The sequence below is a fragment of the Agromyces allii genome, assembly GCF_009749385.1.
Taxonomy (GTDB): Bacteria; Actinomycetota; Actinomycetes; order Actinomycetales; family Microbacteriaceae; genus Agromyces; species Agromyces allii.
The window spans coordinates 75,485-95,241 of the sequence record NZ_WBIN01000006.1 but is presented as its reverse complement, the minus strand read 5'-3'; the positions used below and the strand labels follow the sequence as shown (position 1 = coordinate 95,241).

The 19,757-nt window shown below is 65.8% G+C and carries 19 protein-coding genes; 9 read left to right on the top strand and 10 right to left on the bottom strand.

Going from position 1 to position 19,757, the window contains the following annotated elements:
• The first annotated feature begins 39 nt into the window (after positions 1–39).
• The 4 genes from GQR16_RS08615 (at position 40) to GQR16_RS08600 (ending at position 5,257) form a co-directional block, all read left to right on the top strand.
• The gene (locus GQR16_RS08615; RefSeq protein WP_157414740.1) at positions 40–669 is read left to right on the top strand and encodes a hypothetical protein; all 630 of its coding nucleotides are present in this window, start codon (positions 40–42) and stop codon (positions 667–669) included.
• Complete coding sequence (locus GQR16_RS08610; RefSeq protein ID WP_157414739.1) at positions 663–1,283, top strand: RES family NAD+ phosphorylase; 621 nt, start codon at positions 663–665, stop codon at positions 1,281–1,283. The genes GQR16_RS08615 and GQR16_RS08610 overlap by 7 nt, the downstream gene beginning before the upstream one ends.
• 471 nt (positions 1,284–1,754) lie before the next feature.
• On the top strand, positions 1,755–4,319 hold the full coding sequence (locus GQR16_RS08605) for a tetratricopeptide repeat protein (protein ID WP_157414738.1): 2,565 nt from the start codon (positions 1,755–1,757) through the stop codon (positions 4,317–4,319).
• Between the two features lie 713 nt (positions 4,320–5,032).
• Positions 5,033–5,257, top strand: a complete 225-nt coding sequence (locus GQR16_RS08600; protein WP_157414737.1) for a hypothetical protein — start codon at positions 5,033–5,035, stop codon at positions 5,255–5,257.
• Positions 5,258–5,764: 507 nt separating this feature from the next.
• Here GQR16_RS08600 and GQR16_RS08595 read toward each other — a convergent pair.
• Positions 5,765–6,682 (bottom strand): hypothetical protein, encoded by a 918-nt coding sequence (locus tag GQR16_RS08595; RefSeq protein WP_157414736.1) that lies wholly within the window; start codon positions 6,680–6,682, stop codon positions 5,765–5,767.
• Between the two features lie 332 nt (positions 6,683–7,014).
• On the opposite strand from GQR16_RS08595, the gene GQR16_RS08590 reads away from it, so the two are divergent.
• Positions 7,015–7,389, top strand: a complete 375-nt coding sequence (locus tag GQR16_RS08590) for a hypothetical protein (RefSeq protein ID WP_157414735.1) — start codon at positions 7,015–7,017, stop codon at positions 7,387–7,389.
• A 350-nt stretch (positions 7,390–7,739) separates the two neighbouring features.
• Here GQR16_RS08590 and GQR16_RS08585 read toward each other — a convergent pair whose 3' ends face one another.
• From GQR16_RS08585 to GQR16_RS08575, 3 genes are all read right to left on the bottom strand, one after another.
• Positions 7,740–8,780 carry a hypothetical protein gene (locus GQR16_RS08585; RefSeq protein WP_157414734.1) on the bottom strand — a complete coding sequence of 347 codons (1,041 nt, stop codon included), beginning with the start codon at positions 8,778–8,780 and terminating at the stop codon, positions 7,740–7,742.
• A 137-nt stretch (positions 8,781–8,917) separates the two neighbouring features.
• Entirely contained in the window at positions 8,918–9,793 is an 876-nt protein-coding gene (locus GQR16_RS08580; RefSeq protein ID WP_170298445.1) for a bifunctional DNA primase/polymerase, read from the bottom strand.
• A 105-nt stretch (positions 9,794–9,898) separates the two neighbouring features.
• Positions 9,899–10,153 carry a MerR family transcriptional regulator gene (locus tag GQR16_RS08575; RefSeq protein WP_157414732.1) on the bottom strand — a complete coding sequence of 85 codons (255 nt, stop codon included), beginning with the start codon at positions 10,151–10,153 and terminating at the stop codon, positions 9,899–9,901.
• Positions 10,154–10,499: 346 nt separating this feature from the next.
• Between GQR16_RS08575 and GQR16_RS08570 the strand changes: the two genes are divergently transcribed.
• From GQR16_RS08570 to GQR16_RS08560, 3 genes are all read left to right on the top strand, one after another.
• Positions 10,500–10,682: a hypothetical protein gene (locus GQR16_RS08570; RefSeq protein ID WP_157414731.1), complete on the top strand. Its 183-nt coding sequence runs from the start codon at positions 10,500–10,502 to the stop codon at positions 10,680–10,682.
• Positions 10,679–11,740 carry an LPO_1073/Vpar_1526 family protein gene (locus tag GQR16_RS08565; RefSeq protein WP_157414730.1) on the top strand — a complete coding sequence of 354 codons (1,062 nt, stop codon included), beginning with the start codon at positions 10,679–10,681 and terminating at the stop codon, positions 11,738–11,740. The genes GQR16_RS08570 and GQR16_RS08565 overlap by 4 nt, the downstream gene beginning before the upstream one ends.
• 71 nt (positions 11,741–11,811) lie before the next feature.
• Positions 11,812–12,519 (top strand): hypothetical protein, encoded by a 708-nt coding sequence (locus tag GQR16_RS08560; RefSeq protein WP_157414729.1) that lies wholly within the window; start codon positions 11,812–11,814, stop codon positions 12,517–12,519.
• Here GQR16_RS08560 and GQR16_RS08555 read toward each other — a convergent pair.
• Genes GQR16_RS08555 through GQR16_RS20130 form a run of 5 tightly spaced genes read right to left on the bottom strand, consistent with a single transcriptional unit; the run spans position 12,496 to position 16,029 of the window.
• A complete protein-coding gene (locus tag GQR16_RS08555) occupies positions 12,496–13,242 on the bottom strand; it encodes a class I SAM-dependent methyltransferase (RefSeq protein WP_170298444.1) in 747 nt (248 codons plus the stop codon). The two genes, GQR16_RS08560 and GQR16_RS08555, sit on opposite strands and share 24 nt — an antisense overlap.
• Before the next feature lie 11 nt (positions 13,243–13,253).
• On the bottom strand, positions 13,254–14,837 hold the full coding sequence (locus tag GQR16_RS08550; RefSeq protein ID WP_170298443.1) for a recombinase family protein: 1,584 nt from the start codon (positions 14,835–14,837) through the stop codon (positions 13,254–13,256).
• Positions 14,834–15,421, bottom strand: coding sequence for a hypothetical protein (locus tag GQR16_RS19580; RefSeq protein ID WP_170298442.1), 588 nt, complete (start codon positions 15,419–15,421; stop codon positions 14,834–14,836). The genes GQR16_RS08550 and GQR16_RS19580 overlap by 4 nt, the downstream gene beginning before the upstream one ends.
• Positions 15,421–15,627, bottom strand: a complete 207-nt coding sequence (locus tag GQR16_RS08545; RefSeq protein ID WP_157414726.1) for a hypothetical protein — start codon at positions 15,625–15,627, stop codon at positions 15,421–15,423. Before GQR16_RS08545 ends, GQR16_RS19580 begins: the two co-directional genes overlap by 1 nt.
• Positions 15,628–15,636: 9 nt before the next feature.
• Positions 15,637–16,029, bottom strand: a complete 393-nt coding sequence (locus GQR16_RS20130; RefSeq protein WP_157414725.1) for a hypothetical protein — start codon at positions 16,027–16,029, stop codon at positions 15,637–15,639.
• Between the two features lie 465 nt (positions 16,030–16,494).
• Between GQR16_RS20130 and acs the strand changes: the two genes are divergently transcribed.
• Positions 16,495–18,450 carry an acetate--CoA ligase gene (acs, locus tag GQR16_RS08535; protein ID WP_157414724.1) on the top strand — a complete coding sequence of 652 codons (1,956 nt, stop codon included), beginning with the start codon at positions 16,495–16,497 and terminating at the stop codon, positions 18,448–18,450.
• Between the two features lie 110 nt (positions 18,451–18,560).
• On the opposite strand, the gene GQR16_RS08530 is transcribed toward acs, so the two are convergent.
• On the bottom strand, positions 18,561–19,637 hold the full coding sequence (locus GQR16_RS08530; protein ID WP_157414723.1) for a glycerophosphodiester phosphodiesterase family protein: 1,077 nt from the start codon (positions 19,635–19,637) through the stop codon (positions 18,561–18,563).
• Positions 19,638–19,757 lie beyond the last annotated feature (120 nt).

The following is a 19,757-nucleotide window of genomic DNA, read 5'->3' as shown; positions in this document are numbered from 1 at the left end:
TATGCTTGAGTGTATTGAAACGTAGGGACGAGTGGAAGTATGCCAGATGTAGCTCAACGACCCGCCACCGATGTGGAGCGTATTCAGGAATCGCTCACGCATCTCTCTGGTGTTGATCTAGAGCCACTGCAGGGGGTGCTCCAGCAGCTCGGATTTCAGCATTCGCCCGCTGATGCGGCCCGCATCGTTCAGGTCGCCCTAGTGCGGAGCACGATCAGGGATTACGCAGCCGTACTGGCGAAATTCGACGCCGACGTTCCGCCAGCTATGGCTCGTGCCCTCCAGGCCACCGAGAACGCTACGCGGGCGATCCGCGACGAGTTCGAACTACTTGATGCTCCGAACGTCGCCCGTCTTCTCGGTCACCGAGGTAGCTCGCATCGGGCCTTCATGGCGGACCTGAGGAAGAAGGGGGAGGTCCTGTATCTGCGTCGATTGAACGCATTCGTCTACCCCGGATTTCAGTTTGATCCGTCCCGCCGCCGAGTGAAGCCTGTCGTGACGAAAGTGATCGAGACAGCCAACGAGGCTGGCTGGGATATAGAAGACGTGACCGACTGGCTCTGTTCACCAACGACCTACTTGCAGGGCGACCGTCCAGTCGACCATCTTGATTTCGGTGACGATGTGGTCGAAGTTGCGCGCAAGGCCTGGTTCGTCGAGTGGTAGCGGCCACGCCCCCGGATCCGTTCGAAGCGGGGGAGCTCGTGCTCGATGCGGGGCACGAGCTCTTCCGCGTTCATAGCCTCATGCGTGGCGGCGACGAGTTCAATCCCGGGGTGGGCTCGCCGACGCGCTTTGCTTTCTTCGGTGACCCCAAGGTCCCCGTACTCTACGGGGCCGACACCGAACGCGCCGCGATATGCGAGTCGCTGCTTCATGACATGCCGCTTTCCGGTGGCACTCTCGCGCCTTCCGCGTACAACAGGCATCGCATGTCTCGTCTGGTTGTGGGCCGAGACCTTCGCCTGGCTGAGCTATTCGGCACCGGTCTGCGACGTCTTGGTGCGCGCCCCTCAGAGGTCACCGATACCGATGCGTCGGAGTACCAGACGACTGTCCTATGGGCGGAGGCGGCTCATCGCGCCGGCTTCGACGGAATTGCCTACATGAGTCGTCAGTGCAACAGCGACCGAGCGTATGTGTTCTTCGGTGACCGAGTGATGCCGGGAGATATCACGAGCGATACCGCATACGACTGGGCCTTCGGCGACGAGGACAGTGGCCTGCAAAAACTCATCGTCTTCTGCGAGGTCCTCAAAGTCGACGTTCACGTGCGCTGAGGCCTCGGCGCTCAGTGCACACATATCCGATCACCCGTATGGAGGCTCGGCGTCAGAGTCCGCGCCCGCCGCTGAACAGTCGGATCAGTGACACGAGTCCATATACGCTCAGGAACGGTCGTAAGTCGAGTCGGTCCTAGCACCGGGCCATCATTCAAATCGCATAACCGCCGAGCGTGGCATCCGGGCGCTCCTCGCGATCAATTGAGGAGCTTAGGCGACTCCGAACGGGGTCCTCACCGCTATCGTCCAAGTGTGAGGAAATGGGTCGCGGGGGGATCGTCAGAGCGCGTGTTGTTCCGGCTGGGGGAAGCTTTTGACCAAGTGAGTTCAGGAGCGCCATGCTCCCGCGTGCTGGCGCTGCGCGGCAGAACTGGCTCGGGGCTGACAGGGTCGTTGCAAGCATTTTACGAGTACGCAGCCGCCCGCCAGAGCGGTCAGTCGTACTGGCCACCCGAATTGGCGCCAGGCATGTTCAACGCCGCGAATTCGACGACGCTGCGTGATGTAATCGTGCCCGACGGGTTCGAGGTGAAGGGTGGCGCGCGTCTCCCATGGTTGTGGTGGGGTCTAGACGGCCACGATGAACTGGCCGTAGCGGAGGCGGATGCGCAGTTATCCCGCCACGCCGGCCCGTTCGGCGCCGCGCTCGAGAGCATGGACGCACTGACGGCCCAACGGGTGGCATTCGCGGTGGATTCAACCTTGCTGTTGGCGGGACTCTCCGCGGTACTGGCGCCTGCAGCGACAATACTCTCCGCAGCCCGGCTGGCCAGTCAGGCCCCCCGCGTCTTCCAATCCAAACGCTCACGACTCCATGCGGCATTACGCGTCGATGCGAAGAGACGATTCTCTGCGAGAGACGACGCCATCTCGGCTGCTGCGTCTGACGGGCGTTTGTTGGCGCAACTGACGCGGTGGGTGCCGCTGGTGGCCGTCGTTGACCACGCCGAGAGCCTCGATCCCACGACGCTCGCACTGCTAGGTGGACTGGTGCGTTCCTCGGCGTCCAGGGTCCTTGTTGTGTTCGCGACCGACATCGACCGTGCCGAGAACAGCGCCTTGGACAAGTTCCTGGAAGGGTTGGACGACCGCGTCGTCGAGAGGGTCGAGATCGACCCGTTCACTGACGCCCAACTCGCAAGCATTTGCGCTGCAACGTTCGATCAGCTCCAGCCAGGCTGCGACCTGGATTCCGCAGGGGCGTCGGCGGTGGTGTCGACTGCCGACGGCGCGCCTGGAGCTTTGGCAAATTTGCTCTCCCATAGATCAGTGCTGGAAGCGCTTTCTAGCCGCGCCAGCCTCCCGCCGAACCTGCGAACGCTTGCGATACGAAGTCGCGAGGAGGACTCGTGGGCGGCTCTGCCAACTCCGGCACGCGTCGCTCTAGCCGCGCTGGCCATCCACGGCCCACGGACGCTCGCCGCCCTGGTGGATCCAGCGATCGCGAGGTTCGCGCTCGAGACGGGGTGGGTAGCCTCACTTACGGGTGGGTCAACCACGGGTGGTGAGCTCGCATTCCGCGGGCCAGTCCTATTCGAGACCACGCGCGGGCATATCGACGACACGCTCAGCCACGAAGAGCGGACTGCCGAGTCACGTCGGGTCGAAGCCGGTCTGATGGCCATCGCCGAAACGGGGATGTGGGACGAGGTACCGGTGGATGTTGCTCTAGACCTGCTACAGCATATGGCCGACACCGATGCCGCAATGCCCCCCACGCTGCAGGCGGCATTGCTTCGGTTGCGTCGCGCCGCCGGTCTCCGCGAGGTTGACCGGGCTCGGTTAGAGGAGATCCTCGAACGTGGGGCAAACGGGGAACTACTCCTTGCCACCGCCGAGGCCCTGGCGGATGCAGGGTGGGCGCACCGCAGCGTCGACCTCTACACCCGAGAACTCGCCCGCGCTGAGGAGAACTATGGGCGCGGAGACCCGCGCACCCTGTCGCCGCTCCATAATCTCGCAGCCTCCACCGCCGCCTACGCTCGATCACTCTCGCCAACCGAACGGACTGCCGCGTACGAGCAGGCATTCCAGCTTTACGTGAGACTCATATACGGATACCAACAGCACGCCACTACCAGCCGTCGTCTCCCCGACACGCGAGCGGAGCTCGCGGCGCTCTACCAGTCGGTCGGGAGGTTCGCAGACGGGTATACGACCTTGTTGCCCGCGATCGCCGAATACAGTCAGGCTCTAGGCCCGGACCGTCCTGACACCCTGGCCAGCCGGAGTAACCTCGCCATGTTGCACGCTCGCGCTGGCGACTTGGGCGCGGCACTGGCGGAGATGAAGGAATTGGCGCCCACGATGGCTCGGGTCTTGGGGCGCGAGCACCCGGGCACCCTCACCAATCGGAGCAACCTCGCCGCCGCTCTGGCGCTTGCTGGCGACCCTGGCGGCGCGCTGGCAGATCTGAAGGAACTAGTCCCAGTTAAGGCGCGGGTCTTGGGCGTCGAACACCCGGACACTCTCACCACCCGGATGAAGCTCGCCGCCACGCTGGCGCTGACTCGCGACTCCGACAGTGCACTGACCATCCTCGAGGAACTGATTCCAGTGATGGTGCGAGTGCTGGGTGCCGACGACCTGGACACCCTGCTGGCTCGGAACAACCGAGCCGGTGCGCGTGTGTATTCGGGTGATGCTGTCGGCGCGGTGGCGGAACTCGAGGAACTGATTCCAGTGATGGTGCGCGTACTGGGTGCCGAGTACCCACAAGTCCTGACCGCTCGTAACAACATCGCCAATGCCCGAACGATAGTCGGCGACGCGACTGGCGCGTTGGCGGAGCTGAGGGAACTGATCCCAGTGATGGTGCGAGTGTTGGGCGCGGAACACCCGGACACTGTGACTGCCCGAATCAACCTCACCACCGCCCGTAACGCTGCGGGCGACGCGACCGGTGCACTTACAGACTTGGATGCGTTGATCCCTACCGCGATCCGGGTGCTGGGTGCCGAACATCCGAACACCCGCGTCGCCTGGAGCAATCTCGCGACCGCGCGTAGGGCTCTAGACGAGTCAGGATGCTGATGCCGCTAGCGGCTAGGGGTGTGGACCTCTACAACACAGGCGCCACCCCGCAATCGGTGCCACGCCCCTCAGTGAATCAACAATCTAGCTGGACACGACACCGAGAAACTTCGAGATGAGCTAGGTGTGGCATCGAACCGCGTGACGCCGCAGTTTAGGGAGCCGGCATTGCGCACGGTGAACGAGTCGGGCAAACGGATTGCTTTGTGGAGCGTACTACGTCACGCGTTCTGACCAGTTCGTTGGCGTATCCATCGATTGTTGCTCCCAAAAAGCCTGCTGCAGGCAGCTCCAGGAGCCTGTCATTCTGCTACAGGACCTGGTGGCAGGATCCTTGCACGCGTACGATTCCCGCCATGGCGACCACTACCCCTGTCGCTGCTCACCGCTCACGAGGGGCGCGGCCGGACGTGACTTCCCGCCTCCTCGCAGGCGGACGCGACCTCCGTGCCACGGACCCGCGAAGTGACCAGCGTCGAGTGCAACGGGCCGGCTATGAGCCCGTCAGCCTCGCTCTGCGCCCGGCACGCCGAGGCTCTGGCCTCCGATCGGCATACTTCCGCGGCCGGGTGGGAGCGGGGCCGTGCGGCCGAGCAGCGTCGGGCCGAGCGCCTCGCGCGGTTCAACGGCAGCCGGGCTCGCGCTGGCGCGTGAGCGTCGCCCTGGAGAAGCGGGACACCGAGAAGCACCCGCACACGATGAAGGAGATCATCATGAGCACGACCGGCACTACCTCGAGCCCGCCCACACCCGCCGGAGGTTCGCCCGCTGCGCTCTCTATCTCAGTCACCGCCTCGGGCGCTCCGGCGAGCGTGACGATCGACCTGACGGCGTACCGGCCAGCGGGGCGGCTGCCGCGCTCGCCCCTCGACGCGAACGGTCTGTTCGACTTCGAGGCCTACCGACTCGCTCGCCAGGGCTCTCCTCGACGGTTCTGATGCATGGTCTCAACCGCTTAACCCACCCGACCGGTCGAGGTCCTCCTGCACGCTGAGATCACCGCGCGCTCCTATGTTTCGGATGAGTTCGCTGTTTCGGGTGAGTCCGCCGCAGTAGCGGTGATCTATTTCTCTTGGTAGAGATACTCAGCGATCTTCAACCATTAGTCACTTTCGGTTGGCGCTTCGGCGGTGAAGCGAGACTGCACCTTTGCCCCAGGTGCTCGATCTTCAGCCGATACAGAAACCACCAAGCACGTGCCGCCTGCACTGGATCACAACTCTTGGCGGCATAGAGGACCGTCCCCGTCGCCTTTCCAAATCAGCCACGTTGATGCGGATTTGAGGCCCTCAATCAAGTTGCAAGTGCCATCAGCTGGCGAGTTTCGCTGCAGTTAACGCGAGTCGTCGACCGGCGCGCACGTGGTCAGCAAGACGGCGGATAATCGAGGACGCCGAGGCTACGGCTACTAAAGACCCGGGGACCGTCACTAGACCCGGGGACCGTCATCGCTGCGTTCTTGGTTGACGGCGAGGATCTCTACTTCGCGCTTCGCGATCCCTGTCAAGCGCTTGGAGCTCCGCGTAGATCCCACCGCCGACGAGGCCGAGCAGCGCGCCCAAGACAAGCAACATCGCCTCCTTTTCCTCTTGATAGCCCGTTCGTTCCCAGACCGCGTAGGAGGCGGGAACGGAGAAATCTATCTCCGACTCGATAGCTGTGTCTTGTGTTCCAGTAATTGCACAGTCCCAATTTGAGACAACGCTTGACGTGTCCTTCGAGACACACGTGCTGCCCGACGACGGAAAAAGGGTTGCCTTCCGCAATGAGAAGGCGTCGCGCGTCTTTAGAAGATAGCTAAGTCGCAGCTCGTCAAGATCAAGACTGTAGGCGGTCGTCATTATCACGGGCGACCGCTCCGGTAGCTCTTCGAATTTGCCGTCAACGATGACACGTCGGTCCACCGAGATGAAGGTAGGAGGGCTATACGACCACGCGTATGGACCTGCCGTACCCAGGTTGTGAGCTGGCCAACTGAGCCGGATTTCATTCGAGTTCGCGCACTCGGAGTCTTGTGAGCGTTCGAGGACCGGCCATCGCGAGGCTGTCTGGTAGATCGACCAACAGGCGTCATCCGTCAGGTTGTTCCCAGACCAGACGTCGGGGATGTCACTGCTGGGCACAATTCTCATCACGAGCGAGGTGTTCAATGAGAACGAGAGCTCCTCGACGTCTGCGCCAACAGTCAAGACGACGGCATGGCGCGGGCCTTGCACGCGGTATTCAATCGCCTTTACATTCCCGACGATGTGGAAGAAGCCGAGTCCGACGGGGGGAGGCCCCGGCGGCGCGGGCGGGAAGACAAACAACGCGAGCGGGATGATCGCAACTACCGATGCGATCAGTAGCAGCCAACGCCCCATGCGTACAACGAGCCGACCTCGACCACTTCGCGGTGAAGGTGCACTAGACCTCGGTCGGCGCACGCGAGTCCATGCTGACGCTCTTAGTCGGATTCGCGCGGCGGGCACGGAGTAAATGTATCGGCCGCGCGGGCGACGTACCTTCGAGACACTCTCACTCGTGGGGCGTTCAGAACGTGTTCTCGTGGTACCTGCGGGCGGGCGACCCAGTGCGCTATGCTCGCTCGCCGACCAGCAGTCCGCCGTCCTGCCGGGCATTGACAAGACAACCTGTGTAGCGATCGGCAAGATTCGCCAGCGACCGAGCACGGAACCCGATTTACTTATCAGTCATGAGCACCAAGAAATCAAATGCGGTACTGCTAAAGCCCTCCGGTGAAGCCCCGGTATGGGGCAAGGAACTTGGGTCGTCAACATCAGTCGACGAAGAGATTGCATCAGCTCGCGACGCCACGCTTGATGAACAGAAAAGACTGTTCCGTCGGCTCGTCCGTGCGTTGTACGACCAGCAGTTTCGCGTGCCGGCGGAGGACCGAGATGACCCGTCCGACATCCCTGAATGGATCGCAACCCTGGCGCACTGGTTTGGATGGAGTGACGAGCTCCGCGATCGCGAGCATGAAAAGGCACGGGCAGATGCAGCAGAAGTCTCCGAGCATGAGATCAAGGACGCCCTAAGGAAAAACGAGGCGAATTCCGCGAGGTAGCGCATGCGTCTTCCAGCATCAGGGGCAGGTGCTTCCGTAGCGTCAAAGTACGCGGCTGGGCCAGGCGTGTTTCTCAAGATTTGGAGATCATGGAGGAGGTCACGCGGTCGCGGGACCGGACGACTCCAGCCGCCGTTCGCGACTCGCTCCCCTGTGATCCTGGGTGGTGCGTGGATCGGTAGAGACCATCGTTCCCGTTCCCGTTCGTAGATATTCATGATGGGAATGGATGAAGGTGGGAGCTGAGGTGGAGAAGAAGCCGTGGGCGAGCGCATTACGCATTAATGGGAGCCTGCCGTTCCTTTCCCATTCCCGTTCCCATGTCGATATAGGGAACGGGAACGGGAGGTTCATTGGGCGGCTCCGAGGTCCACGCTCAGCCACGCGTCTGGGTCCTTCAGCCGGTAAAAGACCTGCTTCCCCTGCTTACGCCACTCCAACTGGTCGGCGTTCACCATGTCGGCACGCGCCTGCACGTGCCACTCCGAGCGCCCGCCGCACTGGTTCCTCAAGGTGCTCGCGCTCAACTCGCCCTTCTCCTTCAGGACCTCGACGATCTTCGTGCGCGCCTTGAGCAGGTGCTCGGCCTCCGACTGGTCCTGATCGGTGGGAGCGATCAGCTTGAAGCCATGCGGGCCCATGTTGAATCGGGCGACCACCTCCCCCTCGCGGTAGTAGGCGCGCTGATCCTTCGTGCACGTGATGGTGGAGTATCCGTCGGTGTCCACGCTCGACGGGACTACCTTCTTCACGAGGTACTGCGCACCCTGCACTGCGTTGTACTTCGCGGCGCTGCCGGTCGGCATCAGCGCCTCAGGCGCGCCCTTTGCGATGTGATCGAGCATGTTCGCGGCGACCATCGGCCAGGCCTCCGTCACCAGGTCGGCGCTGCTGGCGAGTGCGGCGATCACGTCTGCGGTGTCATTCGGGTTCAACCCCTGCATGATCTTGTTGAGCGCGTCGAACATCGCGAAGGTGAGCGGCACTCCGAGGCCAGCGATGTGCCTCTTCATCGCCAGCAGGTCCTTTGCGGGATTCCCGGACGGCCGGAAGTAGACCGACCGCACAAGCTCGTCGTCGGTCGCGCCGAACAGGCGCAGCCGCCGCTTGAACTCGGACTTGCTGAGCTCGCGGTTGTAATCGAGGAAGGCGTTGGCCTTCCTCGCCTCCTGCAGACCGATGAACAGACCGATATTGGTCTTCATGGCCCCGCCACGGGCATGCATGCCGTTCAGCGCGCCTCCGTAGAAGAGGTGGCAGGGCCTGCCCTGCTCGTCGAGCTTGCCCTCGATCAACCCGATGCTCGGGATCTCGACGGTCTCGTCCTCGATATCGCTCGCCGACAGGATCTCCGGCTCGCCACCCGCCTCGAGGTTGAGGTCGGCGCGCACCAGTATCCTCGTCCGCTCCTGGTTCCTCACGTTCCGGTAGGCGGTGCTTGCGCGCAGCTCCTCGTCTGTTGGCTCAGGGTTGTTCGACGTCGGACTGAAGTCCCAGACGTTGCCTCCGCCTCCGCTCCAGTCGGCGTTCAAGAGGCCTCCCGGTCTGGGCCCGCGCGGAACACGTCGCGCCGAGCCTGCGCCATCGCACTCTCGACCGTGCGGCCTACCTCGGAGACGTCGAGCCCGCAGGCGTGCCCGGCCTCCTCGAGGTCGGCCCTGACGGACTCCTCCGACGGCCGCGAACTCGGTCGGGTGGTGAGCCAGCAGCCCCACGTGACCCGTGCACCCCACCAGAGCATGCTGTTGCGCTTGTGGCTGTCCTCCGGCGTGGTGGCGATCCGGCGCAGCAGCGCGTCGTACCGGCTCGCCGTCATCGGTCGACCGGCGCTAGCCAGCTGACGCTCGATGTACCCCGCGCTCCGACCACGCGGCGAAGCATCAGCGCGCCACTGGACCAGCCACGCGGGCTCGGCGGGGATCAGTCGACCCTGCAGGCTCCGACGCTCCCCGAACGCCTGCACCAGGCCTCCCCGGCCGCGCCAGTCGACCGGAAGGTCGTGCAGCCGGACGTTGTTGCGGTCGGCGTCCGGATCGGCCGGCGAGCGGTAGTAGACGTGCCACCCTCCCCTCGGCGTGCGACCCACCAACTGCTCGGGCCTCGGGAACCGGTCGTCGGCTTCTGCCGCGAGGTCGACCATCGCGTCGAACGCTGCCGGGCCGTCGAGGTCGAGCACCGAGACCACCTCGCCGGTGAGCAGGCCGAGCCCGCCGTAGCGGCCAGCCGCCTCCTCCACCTGTGCGACGAGCGTGGACAGGTCTGCCGTGGCGGAGTCCTGCCAGCCGGTGAAGCACGGGCGCTTGTCGGCGCGGGTGGGGAACGCACGCACGCCACGGCGCATTAGCGGCAGGAGACCCTCGGGAGCGATGACCTGGCGCTCGCCAGCGGTCACGATCTCAACCATGGTCGGCCTCCTGCTCCGCGATGGGCGGCTTCGGGGGTACGAGGCTGAGCAGCGCGGCGACCCTGATGCACTGCGCATCGGTGAGGACGATCGTCGGCGCGCTCATCAGTCGACAATCTCGACGATCCGGACATTGCCCGAGGTCTTCCGGCCGTCGCGCATCTTTGTGCGACCGAATCGGATGAACGCGCCCTCGAGTTCATCGAGGTCGACCAGCAGCTCACGGCTGTTCTGACGCCGGTACGCCTTGATGAAGCGCTTGGAAACCCAGTTCTCGATGGAGCGGGGAGAGACCTCGCAGTAGGCGGCTGCCTCAGCGAAGGTGGCAAGCTTCCGGCGCTCGCCGATGACGTTGGACATGGTGATCCTGACTCTGAAGAGTGGATCACACGCCCGCATTTGGTCTCGTGACGGCGCCTTGTCCGCTACGTGTCCGGCCTTTGCCGTCGTCTGCGGTGGTCTTACCGTCCGGCCCCGTTGGCGGGGTCCGGCTGCGCTTGCTCATGTGATGAGAATGGCCCGCTCGCGCGTGCTGTTCCCAGTCTCAATTCTACCGCCTGGGACGCTCTACGCGCCCGTCTGAGGCGGCAATTGCACGGCTGTTCGCGGCTGCACCCACAGAGCACATTCCGAGTTTCGAAACCGAAGTGCGCGTAGTCCCAGATATGGTCATCTCGCAGGCACACGAGTGGAGAGCGGTAGGCACGTGGAGTGGTTCTTCGATGGGCTCGGGACGATGCTGCTGGGCCTCATGCTCGGCGCAGCAGGCGGAAGCGTGATCACCTGGCGCGTGATGGTCAAGAAGACCAAGGTCGTTCAGAAGCAGAAGGCTGGCGACAACTCGACCCAGATCCAGGCTGGGCGTGACGTGAACGGCCTCGAGAAATGATCGGCGACCGCCAGGTGCAGCGCGCCGGTTCGGGTTCGACGCAGGTCCAGGGCGACATCAACGTGACCTACACGGGGATGACCGTCGCAGAGGTCTGGAGCCTCATGACCGTGTTCGACCAGCAGGTCATCCAGGCTCGCGAGCACGAACAGCAAGCACGAGCGACGCTCGAGCTCCGGCTGCAGGCCTTCGAGGGCCGTCTGATCCCGTCCCTCGCCGAGCATGGTCTGCTCGATGCGTTCGCAGATCCTGCCTTCATACGCGCGCTCAAGAAGGCGCAGGAGGCGGCGGCTTCGACCGAGCGGGAGGCGGACTATGACATGCTCACCGCGCTCCTGAAGGACCGCGCAGAGCACCCGCGTGATCGCCCCAAGCTCGCCGGAATCGAGCGCTCCATCGAGATCGTGGATCGAGTGGACGACGAAGCCTTACGCGGCTTGACTGTGTTTGTCGCACTGACCGGGTGGCGGCCGGGATTCGACATCTCAGGCGGGCTCGACGCATACGACAAAGCGCTCGCCTCACTCTTGGACGGGCCTCTTCCAATGGGCTCAGACTGGCTCGATCACCTCGACATTCTCGACGCCGTGCGTCTGAACACGCTATCGAGCATGAAGGACTTCGATACATACGTCGCGGAACGAATGCCGGGATTCCTGGCGCCAGGCGCTGATGCCGCCGCCGCGCCGACCACGATCGGCGGCGCATTTCCCGACATGAGGTGGGGGGAACTGATCGGGCCGCATGATCTGATTCCCGGCAAGATCCGAGTACGTACGCTCGACGAAGAGAGCCTGCGCGTCCAATTCGCTGGCCAACCGCAAGACCTGATCGACGCAATCGTCGAAGGCGCGAAGCGAGACTTCGGCCTTGGGCAGCAGGACGCCGATGCGCACGCCGAACTCATGCGGCGAATCCGGGCAATGCCCGCCCTCGGTCCAATCGCGGAGTGGTGGGGCCAGATTCCGTCCGCGTTCGGCCTGACAGTCGTCGGTCGGACGCTCGCTCGAGCGAACCTGTATCGCATCGACGAGAGCGAGGCGTTCCCTCGTCCGTAGTCAGAGGACGATGGTGAGCGCAACCCGGCGGTGAGCGCGGACAGCGCGCAATGACCGTCAGAATGGCGAATGTGATTTTGACGCTGCAGGTTGCCACCGAGCCGACCACCTTCGACTGGTGGGTGGGCGTGTGGATTCCGATCATCGCGGGCGCGGCGTCGATCCTGCTCGCTGTGCTCGCGCTCGTGTTCGCGGTCGCCGCGAACAACCAGGCGAAGGCGGCCAACACTACGGCGCAGACGGCGCTCAAGCTGTCGAAAGATATCGCCGACATGGAACAACGCGAACGCGAACGCGATCGCGTCGCGGTGCTGCGCGAGCGACGGCATCGGATTGCACTCCAGACCAATCAGGCCTTCCAAGCCTCGGTAACCGCGAATACCCCGCCGACGACCTACAACGACGCCCTGTACGCGATGGCCCGCATAACGGATGCCCTTCGAAATGCGTCCATCAGCGAGGGCCTGCCGCTGGAGGACCACGCAGATATTGCCGACTGGCTTGTCCGCGCGGGCGACGAGGTTATCGTGCAGATCGTCGCAGAGAGCCAACCTGACCGGGCTTCGGGTCCGCACCCATGGACACAAACGGGTTGGCTGGAGATGGGCGCGGCGCTGGCATTCCAACTGCACTTCTGGCAACAAACGGGCGAGATCAGGCGCGATTTGAACATCGCACGCTTCATGGATCCGGACACGCGCGCAGAGGAGTTCGTCAGGATGAATATCTTCCTAAGAGGAGATCGAGAGCGTCAATCAAACGACGATGGTCAAGCCTGACGGGATCGCCTCCACGCGCTCGATCTGGTCGGGCGTCAGACCGGTGTCCACAGCGAGCACGAGATCGTAGTCCGGCGCGAGCAGCGTGCGGGGCACGTCCTCGAAGCGCGCTGGGATCAGGCGACGCACGCCGGGGTGCTTGCGCACGAGGGCGTTCAACATGGCTTGGCTGGGGTCGATGCCGGTGTAGCGGCCCGGCGTCGTGAGCCCGAGGTCGAGTACTCGGCCGGTGCCGCAGCCGATGTCGAGGGTGCGCGGAGGGCGCGCGCCGAACTCGCTCCGCACTGCGTCGATCAGCGCCTGGTCGAAGTCGTCGTCGGCCGGCGTGCGTCTGGCGGTCTGCGCGGCATCGTAGGTGGTGCCGAGGGCGTCGTGCTCGACCCAGCCGCCATGGAAGGTGCGAGGGGCGTCCTGCACGCCATAGACGCGATCGTTCACCGCTCGGTTGATCAGGTCGGTGTCGTCGAGGTCGGCGTCCATCGTCCAGTACCGGTGCGGGCCGACCACGAGGTAGGTGTTGGTCGAGCGCCAGAACCGGCCCGGCTCCCCGAACGTGTGGATCACGTGCGCCGCGCGCTGGAAGCCCTCCCGAGTGAGGCCCGGCGTGCGCGGATGCACCACGTACTCGTGCGGGGCGCTCTGCGCGTAGGTCTTGGCGCACGTCCACGGCATCGCCGGATTCGTCATGCGGCGGATGAACCATTCCAGATCACTGGGGCTCATCCGCCGGGGCCTCATCGGTCGGTCACCGCTCCCCCGCCGACAGGCTCGAGTCGTATCCGGTCCGAGGACCACGCTCGGCCCCGACCGACGGTCTGTGGCGTCACGGTCACGCGCACCACCGACGCGAGCACAGCGCGCTGGATATCGACCGGCGCATCGAGGAAGGCCTGCCCGGGGTCAGGTGCGCCGAGGATCGGGTTCGAGGCGCTCCGATGGGCCGCGTCGGCCAGCTTCTTGTCGATCGCGGCGAGCTCGGCGTTCAGCTTGGTCGTCTTCTCCCGGTGCCGTCGCGCGTCGATCAGGTCTTCGTCGTAGTCGTGATCCGTGCGCTTCAGTCGAGCCAGGAGCACTGCGCGAGCGTCGCGCTCAGGTTGGACGTCGACGGCGGTGGTGGGGCTCAGCCCGGCGACGATCCGCGGGTCGCGCACCAGTTCGGCGACCTGCCCGAGCACATACGCATCGGTGGACTCCTGAGCGACGGTCAGGTGCGCGCGCTCGGAGCAGCGGTACAGCATCCGGCGCGGTCCCTTCCTCGAGCCGGTCCCGCCATGCGGCGCAGTGCGCAGCTTGCCGCCGCACACCTCACCCTCGGGGGCGTCGGTGTTCTCGCGAGTGAGTGGCACGCCGCAGCGGTAGATGCCGGTCCCGAGCCAGCGCACGTCGCTGTTCACATTGGTGCGGCGACTCTGTTCGGTCAGCACCGCCTTGAGCGCCCGCCATACGTCCTCATCGAGAACCGCGGGCCATGCTGCAGGGCCGATCTCCTTGTACTTCTTCGTGCTGTTGTTCGTGGTGGCATTCCGGTTCGGGAGTCCATGCGCGAGGATGCCCGCGTTGCGAGGTCGGAGCAGCATGTCCCGGAGATTCCCGGCCTTCCACCTCGGAGGCGTCTTCTTCAGGTCGCGGTCCTTGCGGTTCGTCGACGCCGGCCGAATCCCGCGCTCGTTCAGCTCCCGCGCGACCGCAGCGAGCGACCGACCCTCCAGCACAGCGGAGGCGGCATACGCGATCGCCTCGGCCTCCTTCGGCCGCACCTTCATGCCGCCGTTCTCGTAGCCGAACGGCCGCGGGCCGCCGCGGTACTCCCCCTTAAGGACGTTCTCCGCCTTGGCCCGCCTGACGCGCTCGCTGGTGCGCTCAGCCTCGGCGGTGGCCTCACCCGCGAGGAAGCGCGCCATGCGCCGACCGTCGGCCGTGGAGAGGTCGAACGAGCCTGACGCCACGGTGTGGAACTGGATCCCCGTGCGCTCGTGCAAGTCGATCAGATCTTCGAACTCACGAGGTCGCCGGGTGAGGCGGCTGTTGCTATACGAGAGGATCGCCTCGAACGCTCCGGCCCGGGCTGCGTCGAGCATCGCGTCGTAAGCCGGGCGGGGCTTCGTGCTCTTCGTCGAAGCCGAGATGTCGTTGTCGCGGTAGACCTGCACGACCTCGAACTCGTGACGCTTCGCGAGCGCCCGGCAGTCGTCCTCCTGCCTCGCCACACCCTGCGCGTCGCCCTCCTTGTCGGCCGAGATACGGCTGTAGATCACACAGCGACGTGGCCCGATGCGCCCGGTGCCCTTGAACCTGGCCGGAGCCTTAGAGGCGCTCATGCTCGCTCCCGACGCTCCACCTCTGCCCGCACCTTCTCGCCGAATGCATCGAGCGTACTGGCCCCGACCTTGTGGAGGTTCGCTCCTAGCCAGCCGAGCACGTCGTCGGCAGTAATGCTCGCCACCGTCGGGTGCGCGGCAATGATCCGGTCGACCTGCTCCTCGAGCTCGTCGACGGTCAGCGTCGGGCCGGCGATCAGCGCGTCCCGGTGACTTGCCACACCCCGCGCCGTGTAAGTGGCCAAGCGCATGGCGGGTCCGATCGACCGGACCGTGGGCCGGCCCGCGACGCTCGCAATGGCCCATGCAGCGGCCCGCTGCGTTACTGCTATGTGCGTGATCCTCGTCCCGCCAGAGACCACCGAGGTGCGCATCGCGTTTGCGTGCTCCTCTGGCTGCGTGAGCTCGTCGAACCGCTGGTCCGCCAGCGCCCGGGTGGTTTGCTCGGCGAAGATCTTCGCTGCCTCGTTCCGCGGAGCGCCGGTCAGCCGGCCAACCGCCTCGAAGGCGATCCGGCACCGCTCTAGCGTGATCTCACGGTCGTCGTCGCCGTTGGCGTTCACGTACTCCGTGATCAGGTCCATCAGCGGAACTCCACGTACCGGCGGCCGTTCCACTGCCAAATGCGGCATTCGCCAGCCGCGGCGCGGCGGCGCATCTTGTGGCCGAACGTCTGCCGCGGGGTGGTGGGCTCGGTGGACCGGTGGTATTCACTGAGCAGGAACACGCCGGGGCTGTCGACGCTGTCATAGCTGGTCATCTCGTCCTCTCCTTCGGCACTCTTCCTCATGTGTCTATTTTACAGTTTCGACTCGTCGATGTGCCGACCGCCGCGGGCGATGAGCCGCACGGCGAGCGCGCGCACCGCTGCCTCGTCGGCGGTCCAGCTCGGCTCGTGCTCGGGCCCGGAGCCGCGGTCGACCCAGAGTCCGGCGGACCCGTTGAGGAAGAGGTCCGTGACGTCTGCGGTCGCGAACGCGGCGAGCGGCCCGAGCACGCCGAGGTCGTGCCCGATCGGGTCGGCGGTCTCGACACCAGCGGGCCGCCCGACGACCGACGCGGGCAGCAGGCCCGGCCGTACGGCCGATCCGACCGATCCGACCGGCACGGCACGCGGCGGAGCTCCGGGAGCGAGCGCGGGCAGACGCGGGGGCTCCCACGACGGGGTGGCGACGAACGGTGCGACGGGCATGACGCCGACGCTACGAACCGCGGCGGCCCCGGCGGCATCCGCCCGGCTGCAGAAATGGAAAGAGCCTCCCCCACACCGTTGTGGAGGAGGACTCGATCTTGCAGCACCGCTCGAGAGCGGTACCCCCTAACGAAAGGGGGCGGCACCCATTGGGGGGAACAGGTGCCGCCTCGGCAGCACAAGGATTGGGGGGAATCACGAGTGCTGCAGGCCACGAAAACGAATGTTCGGGCGGTATTCAGCATAGAGCCTGCGAATACATTCGCAAGTACTTTTTGTCCTCATTTGTGCGGACACACAGATTTCTCTGCGCAAAGGCACAGTAACCCTCGGTTCTCCACAAGCCAAGGCCCGCTGACGCACATCGTCATGCACGAGTCGTCGGTCCCTCATGCGGCGGGTAGGGTGCTCTTGGGGCAGGCGACCCACCGATGATCCATATCGCGAAGGAGCGACTGAAGAACCATGACCGTTCAGATCGATCACGCGCTCGAGGAGATCAGGCGATTCCGCCCGAGCCCCGAGTTCGCCGCCAATGCCGTTGCCGACAGCGCCCTCTACGAGGCCGCGCAGGCCGACCGGGTCGGGTTCTGGGCCGACCAGTCGCGCGACCTGCTGCACTGGGACAAGCCCTTCACCAAGACCCTCGACTGGACCAACCCGCCGTTCGCGAAGTGGTTCGAGGACGGCGATCTCAACGTCGCCGTCAACTGCCTCGACCGCCACGTCGAAGCCGGCAACGGCGACCGCGTCGCGCTGCACTGGGTCGGCGAACCGGGCGACACCCGCGACATCACCTACGCCGAGCTGACCGACGAGGTCAAGCGCGCCGCGAACGTGCTGACCGACCTCGGCGTCGGCTCGGGCGACCGCGTCGCCATCTACCTGCCCATGATCCCCGAGGCCGTCGTCTCGATGCTGGCCGTCGCCCGCATCGGCGCGATCCACTCGGTGGTGTTCGGCGGGTTCAGCGCCGACAGCCTCGCCTCGCGCATCGACGACGCCGAGGCATCCCTCGTGATCACCGCCGACGGCGGCTACCGCAAGGGCAAGGTGTTCGCGCTGAAGCCCGTCGTCGACGACGCCCTGACGAAGTCGGTCGGCGACAGCGTGCGCAACGTGCTCGTCGTCAAGCGCGGCGAGAACGAGGTCGAGTGGACTGAGGGGCGCGACCTCTGGTGGCACGAGACGGTGGCCACCGCGTCGTCCGAGCACGAGGCGCAGGCGTTCGAGGCCGAGCACCCGCTGTTCATCCTCTACACGTCGGGCACCACCGGAAAACCCAAGGGCATCCTGCACACGAGCGGCGGCTACCTCACGCAGGCCGCGTTCACGCACAAGAACGTGTTCGACCTGCACCCCGAGACCGACGTCTACTGGTGCACGGCCGACGTCGGCTGGATCACCGGCCACTCCTACGTCGTCTACGGCCCCCTCGCGAACGGCGCCACCCAGGTGCTCTACGAGGGCACGCCCGACACGCCGCACCCCGGCCGCTGGTGGGAGATCGTCGAGCAGTACAAGGTCTCGATCCTCTACACGGCGCCGACCGCCATCCGCTCGTTCATGAAGCTCGGCCGGCAGATCCCGCACGCGTTCAACCTGCGCTCGCTGCGTCTGCTGGGCTCGGTCGGCGAGCCCATCAACCCCGAGGCCTGGATCTGGTACCGCCACGTCATCGGGGGCGGTTCGATCCCCGTGGTCGACACGTGGTGGCAGACCGAGACCGGCGCGATCATGATCTCGGCGCTGCCCGGCGTGACCGACCTGAAGCCCGGCAGCGCGCAGGTCGCGGTGCCCGGCATCTCGATCGACATCCTCGCCGACGACGGCACGCCCGTCGAGGGCGAAGACGGCGGACTGCTCGTCATCACCGAGCCGTGGCCGTCGATGCTCCGCGGCATCTGGGGCGACCCCGAGCGCTTCAAGGAGACGTACTGGGAGAAGTTCGGCGACAAGTACTTCGCCGGCGACGGTGCACGGCGTGACGCCGACGGCGACATCTGGCTGCTCGGCCGCGTCGACGACGTCATGAACGTGTCGGGGCACCGCCTCTCGACCGCCGAGATCGAGTCCTCGCTCGTCGCCCACCCCTGGACCGCCGAGGCCGCCGTCGTCGGCGCCGCCGACGAGACCACGGGCCAGGCGGTCGTCGCGTTCGTCATCCTGAAGGCCAGCCAGGCCGCACAGGTCACCGACGTCGCCGCCGCGAGCGAAGAGCTGCGCAAGCACGTCGCAGGCCAGATCGGCGCCATCGCGCGCCCCCGCCAGGTGTTCATCGTGAACGAGCTGCCGAAGACGCGCTCGGGCAAGATCATGCGTCGCCTGCTGCGCGACCTCGCCGAGGGCCGCGAGGTCGGCGACACCACGACGCTCGCCGACACCTCGATCATGCAGGTCATCAGCGACCAGGTGAAGTAGGCGTCAGCCACGAACGACGGATGCCGCGGCGGGAACGATCCCGACGCGGCATCCGTCGTTCGGGCGAGGGGCCGACGCCGAGGTCGGCGGCGACGTGGGCGACAGCGCCCTCAGCCGCCCGACAGCTCCGCGCGGATCTCGACCCCGAGGTCGGGCTGGTCGACGAAGACCCCGTCGACGCCCGTGGCCAACACCGCGCCGAACGCGCCCTGCCAGTCGCCCCACGCGGACTTGCCCTTGCCCCGGCGGAACCGGGCGGCCAGGAACTTGTTCTCGGGGCGCAGGGTCCACGTGAACACGGTGAGTCCTACGGCGTGGGCGGCATCGACGAGCGCGGCCCCGCGCAGGGGTGCGTCGGCGGGCGCCCCGCCCCCACGCGCAGCCGACGCGCCGCGCGCGGCCGCGCCATCCGCGTCGAGGAGTCTCGGTACCCCGACGCTCACCCCGTCGAACCGGCCCACGAGCGCCCGCAGACCGGCATCCGTCACGAAGGAGTCGTACGAGGGGGCGCCCGACCCGCCGGAGCGCACGAGGTCGGCCGGCGACCCGGCCCCCTCGACGAGCAGGACCTTCGGGCCCCCCACGCCGCGTGCGGCGAGTTCGTCGAGCACCGTGGGCTCGAAGGCCTCCGAGATGAGCCGCTCGCCGCCGTCGCCCCACCCCGCCGCGTCGAGCTCCGCGGCGAAGAGCTCGTCGAGCGGCAGTCCGATGCCCGCGAAGTAGGACGCGTGCTTGAACTCGGCGACCAAGCGCAGCAGGCGGCCGCGCTCGTCGGCGGCACGGTCGACGATGTCGAAGAGGTCGCGTAACCGGATCACCGGGTAGCGACCGTCGAAGCTCGCACTCGTGTGACGCAGCGCGCCGAGGCGCTCCGTCGCCCGGAGCGTCGAGAGCTCGGCCCACGTGAAGTCCTCGGTGAACCACCCGGTGAGCGCCACGCCGTCGATCTCGCGCGTCGTGCGGCGCCCGGCGAACTCGGTGCGATGCGCGACATCCGTCGTTCCCGAGATCTCGTTCTCGTGCCGCAGCACGAGCACGCCGTCGCGCGTGGCGACCAGGTCGGGTTCGACCGCGTCGGCGCCGAGGGCGAACGCCAACTCGTAGGCCGAGCGGGTGTGCTCGGGGCGATAACCCGAGGCGCCTCGGTGGCCGATCACGAGCGGATGATGCGTCCGGGGGTGCGACATGCGCCTCAGCGTAACCGTCGAACCCTTCGCTCTCGGCGGAAATCCGCGTGAACTCACGGCGTCGTCACGGAAATCTCCGGTTAGATTGGTAGCAGCACCGGATCCAGCATCCGACCCCTT